This window comes from Microcoleus sp. K4-B3 (assembly GCF_036704615.1).
Lineage (GTDB): Bacteria > Cyanobacteriota > Cyanobacteriia > Cyanobacteriales > Microcoleaceae > Microcoleus.
In genome coordinates this window covers 198929-213419 of record NZ_JAUBSF010000002.1, presented here as the reverse complement: position 1 = coordinate 213419, position 14491 = coordinate 198929, and the positions used below count along the sequence as shown (strand labels likewise).

General features: G+C 45.8%; 8 protein-coding genes. 5 read left to right on the top strand and 3 right to left on the bottom strand.

Annotation, left to right across the window (positions count from 1 at the left end):
* Window positions 1–90: 90 nt before the first annotated feature.
* On the top strand, window positions 91–987 hold the full coding sequence (locus tag QUA78_RS02380) for an ABC transporter ATP-binding protein (protein ID WP_333300094.1): 897 nt from the start codon (window positions 91–93) through the stop codon (window positions 985–987).
* Between the two features lie 661 nt (window positions 988–1648).
* Window positions 1649–5950 (top strand): DUF4347 domain-containing protein, encoded by a 4302-nt coding sequence (locus QUA78_RS02375; RefSeq protein ID WP_333300093.1) that lies wholly within the window; start codon window positions 1649–1651, stop codon window positions 5948–5950.
* Window positions 5951–6075: 125 nt separating this feature from the next.
* Here the strand turns inward: QUA78_RS02375 and QUA78_RS02370 are convergent, their stop codons facing one another.
* Complete coding sequence (locus QUA78_RS02370) at window positions 6076–7035, bottom strand: GNAT family N-acetyltransferase (RefSeq protein WP_333300092.1); 960 nt, start codon at window positions 7033–7035, stop codon at window positions 6076–6078.
* 708 nt (window positions 7036–7743) lie between these two features.
* On the opposite strand from QUA78_RS02370, the gene pap reads away from it, so the two are divergent.
* Complete coding sequence (gene pap / locus QUA78_RS02365; protein WP_333300091.1) at window positions 7744–9231, top strand: polyphosphate:AMP phosphotransferase; 1488 nt, start codon at window positions 7744–7746, stop codon at window positions 9229–9231.
* Window positions 9232–9700: 469 nt separating this feature from the next.
* Complete coding sequence (locus QUA78_RS02360; protein ID WP_333398551.1) at window positions 9701–10579, top strand: YdcF family protein; 879 nt, start codon at window positions 9701–9703, stop codon at window positions 10577–10579.
* Here QUA78_RS02360 and QUA78_RS02355 read toward each other — a convergent pair.
* Entirely contained in the window at window positions 10576–10917 is a 342-nt protein-coding gene (locus QUA78_RS02355) for a hypothetical protein (protein ID WP_333300089.1), read from the bottom strand. The genes QUA78_RS02360 and QUA78_RS02355 overlap by 4 nt on opposite strands.
* Before the next feature lie 601 nt (window positions 10918–11518).
* On the opposite strand from QUA78_RS02355, the gene glsA reads away from it, so the two are divergent.
* Window positions 11519–12445 (top strand): glutaminase A, encoded by a 927-nt coding sequence (glsA, locus tag QUA78_RS02350; protein ID WP_333300088.1) that lies wholly within the window; start codon window positions 11519–11521, stop codon window positions 12443–12445.
* 135 nt (window positions 12446–12580) lie between these two features.
* Here glsA and QUA78_RS02345 read toward each other — a convergent pair whose 3' ends face one another.
* Window positions 12581–14398, bottom strand: a complete 1818-nt coding sequence (locus QUA78_RS02345) for an adenylate/guanylate cyclase domain-containing protein (RefSeq protein WP_333300087.1) — start codon at window positions 14396–14398, stop codon at window positions 12581–12583.
* Window positions 14399–14491 lie beyond the last annotated feature (93 nt).

Below are 14491 nucleotides of genomic sequence, written 5' to 3'. Positions count from 1 at the left end.
CTTCTCTGACTCCGCGCCCTCTGCGCTCTCTGCGGTTTAATCGTTCATAAACAACCGTAAATATATAAAATAATACGGAGAATTAAAGCAGTGCTGCAAATTGAAAAGCTAAATAAGTCCTATGGCGAGCGTTCAGTGCTTCAAGATTTAACACTGCACATTCAATCTGGAGAAATTTACGGTTTGCTGGGACCAAACGGGGCGGGCAAAACTACAACTATCAATATTTTATGTAATTTGCTCAATGCCGACAGCGGCAAAGTTTCTATTAATGGCGAACCTGTTTCCGAAGCTACTAAATTATTAATAGGTGTAGCGCCCCAAGAAAATTTGCTTTACAAAAGCCTTAGCTGCGAAGAAAACCTCAATTTTTTTGCTCAAATTTACGGCTTAGACCGCAAGCAGCGCCGCTATCAAGTAAGACACTGTTTGAAAGCAGTAAATTTGACAGATAGAGCTACCAGCCCGGTGGAAACTTTGAGCGGAGGAATGCAGCGCCGTTTGAATATTGCGGTAGCATTGGTACACCAACCTAAATTAGTAATTTTAGATGAACCGACAACGGGTTTAGATATTGAGGCTCGCTACGAAATTTGGGAGTTAATTCAGCGCTTACAATCGGAAGGAATTACAATTTTGCTGACAACTCACTTGTTGGATGAAGCTGAGCGGCTGTGTCAGAGAATTGGGATTTTAAAGAATGGCAGTATTGTGGCTGAGGGCAGTTTGGAGGAGTTGCAAAAACTGATTCCGGCTCAAGAAATTATCGTGGTAAAAACCGACGAAGAAGCTAAAGTCATCGCCCGCGCTAAAGAATACAGTTTCATTCCCCGCCGCTACGGTAGCGATTTGGCTTTTTGGCTGCCTGAACGTTTAGAATTAAAAGAGATTATTTTGCGTTTTGATGGGATTTCTATTGATTCAATCGCTCGGTATCCGGTGCGGTTAGAACATATTTATGTAGAAGTAACTAAACAAAGCGAATGAGATTTATAACTAATACCATTAGTCAAAAATTGTGCTACAAAACAAGTGTTTGGTTTGTTCCTTAAACTATTGTGTAAGGTGCGTCGCATCAATATTGTCGATTGAATTTAGGGATTGTTTATGGCGACACACCCTACGGCTACTGTTACCTGAATTGGGAAAAATGGTATAAGTAAACTCCCAGACAGCTAGATTGTATAATATCAAAAGTCATCCGCGTTCATCGGAGTATATCCGCCACAATCTGCAGTTAAACTTCCTAAGTAATTAACCGAGTAATTTCTTCAGTTTTAAAACCTAAAGTCATCGGCATTTGCACCTCAGCACCTGTACATCATTATAGATTAGTCTTTTCAAAAAATTTAAGACAATTGAAGTTTGATTAATTTAGGTAAATAAATTACTATGAATTTTGTAGTAAATGCTTTAATATAAGAAGGAAAGTAAAATGTTTTACGAAAAAAGCAAAAATTGTGAATAGTTTAGATAAAATCATCATCCGGTAAGCAAAAACTTTTGCAGTGAATGAGTGACTACTTACGCAATGAGACGAAATTTCGTTGTTTTCGGCTTTGGTTAGAGACCAAAAGCCTCATCCTATTATTTGTAATTGCGTTGAATTCGTAAGTCCTAGACCTAACAAAAATTAATAAGGTGATTTATGATGAATAAGGAAGTGATTTTCGCTGACTCTTCAGTCCAGGATTATCAAAGTCTACTCCAAGGCATCGATGGTGCTGAAATTGTGATTTTAAAAGAAAATTTAAGCGCGATCGATCAAATTACTCAAGCTTTGGCAGATCGAAAAGATATTGAAGCCGTGCATATCCTTTCTCATGGCAGCGAAGGCAGTTTTCAACTAGGTTCTGAAATACTTAATGAGAATAAATTAGAAAATTTCAGCACTCAAATCAAACAGTGGGGAAATGCCCTAACAGCAAATGGCGATATCCTACTTTATGCCTGCGATGTCGCCACCGGAGAAACTGGCCTGAATTTTGTTAAAAGATTGAATGAAATAACTGGGGCTGATGTAGCAGCTTCTAATAACATAACAGGTTCTGCGGCGAAAGGAGGCGACGGGGAGTTAGAAGTGAAATTTGGGGAAATTGAAACCCAACCCCTGAATTTTGCCAATTATAACTATACTTTAGCAGGACTCACTGGCACTGCAGATAGCAAGGGGATCAATGTTAGTGCTACCCCTACTTCCACCGCGATCGAGGTTTTAGCGAACGACACGGGAACCGGCAGACTCAGTGTTAATAGTATTGTCACCGGCCCTACCCACGGCACCGCGATTATTAATGATTCGATATATGTCGGTGGCTGGTTTACCAGCATCGGTGGCCAAATTCGCAACAAAATTGCGAAGTTAAACTCTGATGGGACTGTTGATACTGCCTTTAACCCAAATGCGGATCGTGGGTTCAGCGCGATCGCCATCGATAGCAGCGGCAATCTCATTGTTTCTGGTGCCTTCACCAGCATCGGCGGGCAAACTCACAACCACATTGCGAAGTTAAACCCGACTACTGGGGCTGCTGATACTACCTTTAATCCAAATGCTAATGATGGTGATTCGATCAGTGAGATCGCCATCGATAGCAGTGGCAACCTCATTGTTGGTGGCTCGTTCATCACCTTCGGAAGCCAATCCTACACCTACACCTACATTAAGAAGTTAAACCCGACTACTGGGGCTGCTGATACTACCTTTAACTCAAATGCGAACTTTAAACCAAATGCCAATGATATCAGTGAGATCGCCATCGATAGCAGTGGCAACCTCATTGTTGGTGGCTTCTTCACCACCATCGCTGGCCAATCCTACATTGCTAAGTTAAACCCGACTACCGGGGCTGTTGATACTACCTTTAACCCAAATGCGAATTTTTGGGTCGATGCGATCGCTCTCGATAACAGCGGCAACCCCATTATTGGTGGCGGCTTGTTCACCACCATCGGCAGCCAACCCTATATTGCGAAGTTAAACCCGAGTAATGGGGCTGCTGATACTACCTTTAGCGCAAATGCGAACTTTAACCCAAATGCGGATGGTGGGTATGGTGCGGTCAACGCGATCGGCATCGATAGCAGCGGCAACCTCATAGTCGGTGGTAGGTTCACCAGCATCGGCGGTCAAACTCGCAACCACATTGCGAAGTTAAACCCGACAACTGGGGCTGCTGATACTACCTTTAACCCGAATACGAGTGGTTATGATGTCAATGCGATCGCCATCGATAGCACTGGCAACCTCATAGTCGGTGGCAGGTTCACCAGCATCGGCGGCCAAACTCGCAACAACATTGCGAAGTTAAACCCGACAACTGGGGCTGCTGATACTACTTTTAACCCAAATGCCAATGGTGACAGTTTTAGCGCCGGAGACCCTAATGTGGATGGTTCGGTCAGTGCGATCGTCATAGACCCTAAAAAAAACATCCTCTACACCCCCAATGCCAATTTCAACGGCGTAGACACCTTCACCTACACCGCCAAAGACAGTAGCGGTGTTAGCACTCCCATCACCGTCAACCTTCTCGTCAACGACTCCCCCGTATTAGATACCAGCGGCACCCCCACCCTCACGGCCATCAACCAAGGGGACACCAACAACACGGGAACATTAATCTCCACCATCATCGCCAACTTCGGCGGCACAAAAATCACCGACAGCGACACCGATGCCAAACAAGGCATCGCCATCACCAACCTAGACACAACTAACGGCAGTTGGCAATACACCACTGATGGCACAACATGGAATAACACCCCAGCCGTTTCTGCCACCAACGCCTTACTATTAGCGAGTGATGCCAACACCAAAATCCGGTTTCTTCCCAGTGCAAGTTATAACGGCACTGTCACCAACGCCATCACCTTTGCCGCCTGGGATCAAATCACGGGTACTAATGGCAGTACGGCTAATTACACCACAGACCAAACAAATAACACAACATCGAGCGTTTTCAGTAGCGCTACCGAAACCGCCGACATCACCGTTGTTAACCCCTTCCCCATCATTACCAGCGTCAGTGCCACCACACCAAACGGCACCTATAGCATCGGCAAAAACATCGACATCACCGTTAATTTCTCTCAAATAGTCAACGTCACAGGTACGCCACAACTTAGCTTGGCCGGTGCAACTCCTGTTGCTAGTTACCTCTCAGGTAGTGACAGTAACACATTGACATTCCGGTACACAGTCGCAGCGGGTGATAGCAGTCCCGACTTAGACTATCTTTCCACAACTGCTTTATCTTTAAGGGGCGGTACTATTAAGAATCCTGCCAATGGTGATGCCATCTTAACCTTACCTTCTCCCGCAGCGGCTAACTCATTAGGTGCGAATAAAGCAATAGTAATTGACACTATTGTACCCACAGTTACATCCATCAACCGCCTTGCTACATCTCCTACTGCTGCGGCTACTGCTACCTACGAAATTAAGTTTTCTCAAGATGTGAGTGGCGTTGATACTGGTGACTTTACTTTAGTATCCACTGGTGTAAATGGTGCATCCATTGGCGATTTAAATGCTGTCGATCCTAAGACTTATAAACTGCAAGTTAACACAGGTGCAGGTAGCGGCTCAATTAGTTTGAAGTTGACAGACAATGACAGTATTAAAAATAGTTTAGGAGTTGCATTAGGTGGTGCCAATTCTGGGAATGGTAATTTAACAGGAGAAGTTTACGATATTGACAAAACTCCCCCCACTGGCAGTTTAAATGCAGTCGCTGATATTACCATAGCCGGACAAAGCAGTCAAAGTTTGACAGTTACTTTCAGCGATAATAATACTGTCGATGTTTCAAGTTTGGACAGTTATGATGCTTTGATAAATTGGTCTGGCGGTGACATTACAGCACAATTTGTCAGTGTCGATACTAATAGTAGCGGTACGCCTCGGACAGCTACTTATTCGTTTACTCCCCCTGACGGAAGTTGGGATTATACTGACAATGGAACTTATACTGTTAAGTTGCAAGGTAGTCAGGTTAAAGATAGTCTTGGCAACTTGAATGCTGCTACCAGTTTAGGGAATTTTAACGTTAATATTGCAGATCCTGTTCCTATCCCAACGATATTAAACCAACCCAATTCAGTTGAAAACACGATTCTTGGTGTATCTGGTATTCAAATAGGCACTGCGGAAAACGATGAATTTCTCGGCAGCAACTCTGGCAATATATTCGATGCCAAGTCCGGGGACGACAACTTATATGGTGGCGATAACAACGACATATTCCACGGCAATGAAGGCAATGATTTTATCACGGGAGGTGACGGCAACGATATCCTCTACGGAGAAGCAAATAATGACATCATTCTTGGCGAATTGGGCAGCGACTTAATCTTTGGAGGCAAAGGCAATGACTCTCTTAATGGCCACCAAGGAAATGATATCATTCTGGGCGATCGAGATGATGATTTGATCGATGGTGGCAACGATAATGACACCTTATATGGAGGCAAAGGTGACGACATCATGCTGGGCAGTCAAGGTGATGACTACCTGTTTGGCAATCAGGGTGCGGATACCATCTACGGCGGTGAAGGTAATGACTTAATCGGTGGTAACGAACAAACAGATATCCTGGGAGGAGGTGAAGGAAATGATACCCTGTACGGAGGCGCAGACAACGATACTCTGACTGGTGATACAGGTGACGATCGCCTTTACGGAGATAGAGGTAATGATAGTTTAATCGGAGGTAGTGGCAGCGATATCTTTGTCTTAAATGCGGGTCAAGGATTCGATATTATCGCTGATTTTACAGGGGGTCAAGATTTGATTGGATTAACCGGAGGTTTAAGCTTTGGTCAGTTAGAAATAACTCAAAATACTCAGGGAACTCTTATTAAGAACCTCTTGACAGGGGAGCAGTTAGGTGTGATGGTTGGAGTGAGTGCGAATGCGATAACATCGGCTAATTTCATGCTGATTTAGGGAAGGAGAGAAAAGCGCGATCGCCCATTCGATCAAAAAGGGATCTCGCACTTGACCCAAAATCGCACTTGAAAACCCCGGCTTCTTTAAGCAGCCCGGATTCTCGCCTTCAGGGCCAACCTTTCCTAAACAGTCTTAGCCCACTCGATCCAAGTTTCCATCGGGCGGAAACCGACTGATTTGTAAAGCTTTGTCGCCCCCGTCAAACTGTCAGCATCGACGCTGAGTTTAGCTGTGTTTGCACCCGCCGCTTTTAAGGAGTGCAAACCGGCTAGCAGCATCGCTTTTCCTAAACCCATTTTCCGAAAGTCGCGCCGCGTACCCAACAATTCAATCCAACCGTCTTTTGTGCCGCTGCGGGCGTTTTTTTGGGGTTTGATTTGACAGTCGCAGAAAGCTGCAAATTTGCGATCGCCCGAAACAGCAATCAAGTCTAATTCCGGCTGATAATTCGGATCTTGCATCCAGTAGCGCACGGTTTCCGCAGTTAAATCGTGGTGATTCCAGTGATCGATAAATGACTGGTTGAACATCTCTACCCAAGGTTGGATGTCTTGTTCTCCCGATACGTGTGTCAGCGCAAAATCTGCGGGGAATTCCGGTGTTGGAATGGGTTCGGCGAGGGATCGGGCCATTGTCCAAAAATAGCGATCGACCTCAAAGCCCTGTTTTTTTAACAGCAGGATTTCATCTGTTTTATCCTCGCGGCTGTAGGTACGCAATTTCGCGGGCAAATTCCGTTCTTTTGCGACTTCGCGCAGCCGCTTTTCGCCCCACTTAATTATCTCTTTTTCTAAACCTTCGCTACGCAGATTTGGATGCACGTAAAACCACAGACAAGCGTCTATTTCATCCTGGGAATCGGGCATATCTAGGAGTGCCAAACCGATGAGCTTGTAGTTACCATCTTCCCACAATTGCACGTCGCGGGCTTTGTCGAGTTTGGGTGCATCAAGTATTAGCTTGAGTTCAGTTGCTGAGACTTCTTCGCCGAGGCGATCGACTGCTTCGCAAGCATCGATTAAATTTGCGATCGCGCACCAGTCAGTTTGGCCCTTGTAGGAGCGTGTTGTTAAGATATTCATAGAAAACTTGCAATCCGTAATTTCGGACTGTTCCTCTTAATTGGTATTGGCAAACAAGTACAGTGAATTTCTGGAAAAAATCCGACTTTTTGATTGTTAACCGCTTCGGAATGCGGATAAACGCGGATGTAATGCAGATTTATTGTGGTGTCGATAAAACTCAGAAACCTGTTTATATCACCCAGGCTTTCAGGTTTTATCTAATTAGGCAATCATAAAAATTGGTTTGCCCTTCCGGGCTAGTTTTATATGTGAGTTTATGGCTGGATGTCGATGAGTCGCGCTCTCTTTCGTTACCAAGCTTGGTGCTTAAGTAACTATTGTTTGAATAAAGTTTTTACAGCTAAGTAAAGAAGTTGTCACCCCCACCGGGTAGTTGATTTTTACTTTTGCTCTCTTTTACACTAAATCCTTTTTCAGGGATTTTTGCCTCCTCCTGTTAACTCGCCCGATCGGGGGAGGGGAGAAGTTGAACTTATTTAAAAGTTCCCTATTTCAACTATAACCTGAGCTGTTTTTTTTTGCAAGTTTGAAATCGAGGGAATCTTGGTAGTATTAACGAGGCTGGAATTTGAGGGCAGGAGCGAGATCGCTTTAAACCTGCCCTAACTGTAATTTTTATAACGTTTTTCCCGGAGTTGAGGATTTAATTTTATCCAAACGTTAAACTAACATTAAACTGTTTTTGCAGATTTATATGAGGTAAATATGCTCGACAACCTCGATTTAGATATCTCCCTCGATAAAGAAACCTACGATGCCAAGATAGAAGTTTTAATGAAACAGTTGCGATCGCTCCAACTGGCCTGCTGGGAAAAAAAATTGCCCGCAATTATCGTCCTCGAAGGCTGGGCCGCCGCCGGCAAGGGTGCTTTAGTCAAACAAATGGTAGGGTACATGGACCCGCGGGGGTTTGCCGTCCACCCGATTTGGCCGCCGTCAGCCGCAGAAAAGGGCTATCCTTTTCTGTGGCGATTTTGGCAGCAACTCCCCGCCCGCGGCAAAATTGGTTTTTTCTATCACAGTTGGTACACTCATGTTTTAGAAGACCGATTGTTCGATCGAGTCTCCGACGCCCAAGTACCCACAGTCATCAGGCAAATCAACGCCTTCGAGCGGCAGATGGTAGATGAGGGCGCGGCAATCGCAAAATTTTGGATTCACCTGAGCAAAAAAGAACTCAAGCACCGGCTCAAAAAACTAGAAGACGACACCTTACAAGCTTGGCGAGTGCGGCCCGAAGATTGGAAACAAGCCAAAAAATACCAAGAATACACAACTTTAGCAGAAGAAATGGTAGCCCAAACCGGCACGGGCCCCGCACCTTGGACGCTAGTAGAAGGCGATTGTCAGCGGTGGGCGAGAGTCAAAGTTTTAACCCAAATGGCCGCGACAATTACAGAAGCCTTAGACAGACTGCCGATGCAATCTGCACCAGTGAAATTGCCACCTCAAGAAAGGTTGCAACCCACCGAACCCGACTTGCTCGCCCAAGTAGATTTAACTCAATCGCTGTCGCCCGACGAATACAAAGAGCAACTTCGCGAGGAACAAACCCGTTTTGGCCAACTGCAACAAAGCATCTACGAAGATAAAATCCCCGTGTTAGTGCTGTTTGAAGGTTGGGACGCCGCCGGTAAAGGAGGAGCGATCAAACGCTTGACGGACGTATTAGACCCCCGCAGTTACACCGTTAATGCCTTTGCAGCCCCGACAGACGAAGAAAAAGCCCACCCATACCTCTGGCGGTTCTGGCGGCGGCTGCCGACTGCCGGTAAAATCAGCATTTGCGATCGCAGTTGGTATGGTAGAGTGCTGGTCGAGCGAGTCGAAGGATTTGCCGCCGAACCCGAATGGCGCCGAGCTTATCAGGAAATCAACGAATTTGAGGAGCAACTCACCAGTTTCGGTTGTGTCTTAGTTAAATTCTGGCTGCACATCAGTCCTGACGAGCAACTAAAGCGGTTTACAGAGCGGCAAAACAATCCATTTAAACAATACAAACTCACCGAGGAAGATTGGCGGAATCGGGAAAAGTGGAATTATTATGAAGTGGCGGTGAATCAAATGATTCAGCGCACCAGCACGCCGCTTGCTCCCTGGACGCTAATTGCGGCCGATAACAAGTATTATGCTCGTGTTAAAGTAATTCAAACGGTAACGCAGGCAATTCGGAATCAACTGAAGCGCCGATAAATTGGGATTGGTGAATGGGTAACAGGTAATGGGGAAAAAAAGCAGGCAGCAGAAAGCAGGCTTGAATTGCCAATTTCACCTGCGGCTTGCTCGATTCATTACCAATTATCAATCAACCGTTACCAGTTATCAATTACCAATTAACTGTCAGCAATCGGTGACTGGAAGTAGCGGGCTTGCAGCCTGCAACCAATAGTTGATAGCTGACCGGAAGCGAGCATTAGAATAAATGCGATCGGACTGCGTTATTGGCGAAAGTTAAAAACCCACCGAGGGCCGTATTTCCTCCCGCAGCTAAATTCGCGCTCGTTTCCAAACTTCTGTACTAATTTATGAAGACACAGAATATTGCAAGATGCCAGAACTGTTAGCTCGCATTCTATTTCTATTCCTCCTTTTCTCACTGATCAAATCGTGGTGGGATCAATCAGGAGGCAAAGACAATCCATTATTAGACCGGCTGCGCGTTTTGTTGCTGATCAGCCTTTTGTTCCTGGCTTTTTTTGCACCAGATACGCCAGTAGGAGCCGCGATTTTCGGCCTAATAGCCTTCTTCTTTAAGCCGTTGGGTTTTTCTATCACGCTGCTGGTGATTGCATCGGCGCTGATCACGAACGGGGGCATCCGCAACCCAGCGCCGAGAATGATCCTGGCAGCGCTGCTAGTTTTGATCCTTTCGAGTATGCCAGTTGTCGCTTACTGGTTCGCCGACCAAGCAGAACGGGACGCTGCCGCGGCATCCCGCACAGTTTGCTGCGACGAAACAGCCGCGGCGATCGTCCTGCTGGGCAAGGGAACAACTAAGCCTCACATCGCCAACCGAGTGGCCATTCAACTGACAGATACAGGCAATCGCCTGCCCTATGCTGCCGTCTTGTACAGCAAAAAAGTGGCACCTATGGTCATCGTTACCGCTGGCCCGAGGCCCGAGTTGGAGGGTTCTGTTGGCGAAGCTAAGGATATTGAGACTTTGCTGGCAAACAACATGGGCGTGCCGCGCAGCAGTATCGTGCTCGACGATAACGGCAGCAACATACGCACCAGCGCTGAAGAGGTGAGAAAAATACTCGACAGCCGCGGCGTCGGGCGCAAAGTAATCCTGGTAACATCTGCGATTCAGATGCGCCGTGCCAGCCTAGCTTTTGCGAATATGGGAATCCAGGTGATTCCTAGAGCTACCGACTTCTACACTTATCAACCCACATCAGGAGGAAAATCCAGATTCCGCTTAGACGCGGGAGATTTTCTCCCCAGTGCAGAAGCTTTGGTAACTACGACGCGAGTATTCGATGAATATTTCGGGTCTTTTTATTACTATTTGCGCGGCTGGCAGGCTCCCAGGGCCTAAAGTGGCAAGTTGCTGGTGTTTTTCTTAGGCAACAGCGACTGCTCCCCAGATTGGTTTAAAATCTGATGAGAAGAAGACCTTTGTGGGGAGCTGTTTTTTCTCATTCCGGCGGGGTCGCCGACGATCAAGTTTGCCATGAATGCAAACAATACCCAAAAGATAACTGGCTCCCACTGGGATTTTTTGGGCGGTGCTTCTGCCGCTTTGACAGATTCGACGTTGACTTTGATATCTAGTTTGCCTTCAATTTCTTTGCCTTTGAGAACTCCGTCCTTGCACACACCCTTAAAAATCATGGGAGCGGGCTTTGGTGCTTCTGCTTTCGGTTCTTCTGCCATTTTTTTATCCTGGTTTTGGTAGATCCGGTTGGATAGTACATTCTTAAAGGTTCGGGGGTTTTCCGGACAGGATTTTGCGAACTCTGAAAGAATTAAGTTAAATATGCACCCCGCCCCTTGCTGGGGCTTAAACATAAGAATCTGAAGGCATTTCAAGCTAGTGCTTGTTTGTTTTGGCTAGCAGCGTTGCCTTGAAGCTGCTACTTATCTATCCGGGTGAAGGGGAGATTTTTATGCAAAGTACAGGTTTTTTATGAAAAATTGTCAAAAAATTTAGGACTAAGACCAACTGGCACATTAAACAAAGGTATGTAGTTGCGCTTCAGCGCTCTTAGCTGAGGAAAGAGCGCTGAAGCGCAACTACATACCTAAAAATTAACCCCTATTTGTGACAGTTGGTTTTAGTCCTAAAATTTATTTGCTCCCGGTGGGCCCAAACGTCAATAGCCTGAAGTTCGAGCTTGCCTTATCTCACCTCAGAAACGCGGTTTCTGCCAGCAGAGAACCCAAGTGACGCAATTCGGTTAATAAACCGGGTTTATGGCTCAATATCGCGCCAGGAATGCCAATCTAAAATTTAAAATGATCGAAATAATCGAGAGTGCAAATATCCACCAGCAAACTATCTTGCCTGCAACCCGAACAACTGGCAGCTTGGGCAAAAGAAGCAATTAATCGCAGTAAATCCGGTCAAATCCCCGCGTACATACCTCTCCTAGCACGAGCAGACAGACAAGGGTTTGCCGTGCAAATTCGGGCAATTGACGGTAAAATTTTGACCTGGGGCAGCATTGCTCAAACATTCCCGCTGATGAGTGTAGTCAAGCCCTTTGTGCTGCTTTATTTGCTGTGCGAATTGGGCGAAAAAACTGTTTTTGACTGCGTTGGCTGCGAGCCTTCGGAACTGCCTTTCAATTCCCTAACTCAACTCGAAATAGACCAAGGGAAGCCGAGAAATCCGATGATTAATAGCGGGGCGATCGCCCTAGCGTCTTTGATTCCCGGTCAAAATGCTGTGTCGCGCTGTCAAAACTTGCTCGATTGGTTAAATCAACAGGCAAACAGTCAGTTATTTGTTGACGAGTTAATGCTCGATTCAGTGAAGACAAATCCGAATCAAAATAATTGGAATCTCGTCTTGAAAATGGTAGAATCGGGTTATGTTCAAAACTCGGAAATAGCTTTAGAAACATACAATCGCGTCTGCTGTTTGTCGGGAACTGTGGAGGATTTAGCTAAGCTGGGAATGGTTTTGGTAAATAGTGGCGATCGAGCAATGCGGGAAAACTGCCGTACTGTCAAAGCACTGATGGCAACTTGCGGTTTGTATGAAGCATCCGGCCGCTTTGCGCTGCGGGTGGGATTGCCTGCCAAGTCGGGAGTTAGCGGGGCTTTGCTGTCGGTAATTCCGGGTCAAGGTGCGATCGGCTTTTACAGTCCGCCCCTCGATAAAGAGGGAAACTCTGTCGGTGGCTTATTTCTGTTAGAACAAATAGCTAAAACTCTGCGGCTGAGCGTATTTGATTAGATTGGTCAGTAGTCAGTAGTCATTAGGAATGGGGAATTGGGAATGGGGAATTGGGAAAAAGGTAATTGGGAAAAAGGTAATTTTCCCTACTGACAACTGACAACTGACAACTGACAACTGACAACTGACAACTGACTAATGCTTTTCGCCCAAAATAGCATAAACCACAGTCAGTTCTTTTTTTCCGCGCAATTGAATCGATCCTACTTTTTGGCCTTCGTAGCGATCGCGCACGTAAGCAAAAGTCCTCGCCGTCACCAATAAATTAAAAGGACTGTCAGAAACAATTTCTTTATTCATCGCTTCCAATCTAGCAGCAACATTGACTGCATCGCCGATCACAGAATAATTCAAACGCCGGGAACCGCCCACGCTGCCAGCAACTAACTGTCCCGTATGCAAACCGATGCCAAACTTAATTAAAGGTTTGCGTTCACTTCTAAGCTGCTGATTAAGTTGGTGCAGCCGTTCGTGCATCGCAATGCAAGCCGCAACTGCATTCAAAGCATCTTGTTGAATTTGTCGATATTCGGTATGGCAAAAAGGCACCCCAAAAACTGCCATAATTGCATCACCGATGTATTTATCTACAACGCCGCCGTGATCCATAATACAGTTAGTCATCGCTTCCAGATAATTGTTCAGCCAGGTGAGCAAATCCCGCGGCCGCATTTTTTCTGAAATCGAAGTAAAACTACGAATATCCATAAACAGCACCGTTGCTGTCAGTTCTTGAGGTTCGAGTTCTCCCTGTTCAAATATCTCAGCTTTGCGTTCCCAAATAAGCTGAGCAGTCTCTGGAGCGACGTGCTTTTCAAATAACCTCATCAACTGCTGCTTTTCGTACTGTTCCCGCAGTTGCAAAGCAGTGCTAGCTAAAATGAGAGTGCCGATAGGTGCGGCAATCGGAACCCACCAAAAAAAGAAGCCAAATAACAAAGCAGCCGCCGCAATCCAAATTATAGGCAAACCGAGAGCGATCGCAATTCTTTCTTGAACATCTCGCTTGTACAGAACCAAAGCGGTAAGCGGGCCAATACCCAATAATAACAAAATTTCTAGCAGTACCGGCAGCCGCTGCAGCAAGCGTTGATTGAGCAAATTGTCAACCAACGCTGCATATAAATAAACCCCAGCCGTAGTCTTGTTTAGAGGTGAAGATATCGGGTCGAAACCCGTAGCAACTATGCCCACTAAAACTAACTTATTGGTCAGAGCATCTGCGGGAATTCTACCTTCTACGACATCAACAAAAGCATAAGTAGGTAGATTTTCTGTTGTCCCCGGCCAGTTAACCCAGACTTTTTTTTCCGGCCTATTTTTTTTTGAGTGTGGGAGCAATACTGGCTCTTGCGGATTAGCAGCATTGTACCTGTGAGTCATTGCTAAACTGAAATTAGGAATCCCGTTGAAAAAGATTTTTGACTCGCGGCTAATACCGTCGCTATCGGCTTCCTGGCTGATGTGGCCGACACCTGCGGCGGCTGCTTTTAAAGATGCTACGGGTTCTTCTTTGATGGTTCTAGGGAGTACAACTTTGCCGTTGGCGGCAATTGCAGCGGCTAAAATATCATCTTTCGGACTCGGATCGAGGAAAAGAATGTCAAAACCAACGGCTGTGGGGGGAGATTTTTTCAGCGCTTCTAGCAGTTGGGCGTAGCGGTTGCGAGGCCAAGGAAACTGACCGTATTCCTGCAAGGAATACCGTTCGATCGCAATTACGGCAATTCTAGAATCCCATCCCGGATTTGGTAACATACCCAATTCTCGAATTTCAAATAGCGTCTTGTATCCCAAATATTCTAGTGGCTTCCACATTCCCAATTGCAGCATGGCTACAGAAACAATACCTACTACTGCCCCTGTCATCCAGGGAGGATTTGTGATTATATATTGCCGGAGGCCGATCAGTTGATTGTGTTTGAGATGATCCATCCATTGTTTGAACTTCATGCAATTAATTTGACGCAATAATTGACCTTCGAGTCCGACCTTCGAGAGGAGTTAGAGTCATGAAGTTTTATAAGACCGTAAGGGCGAGGGGTT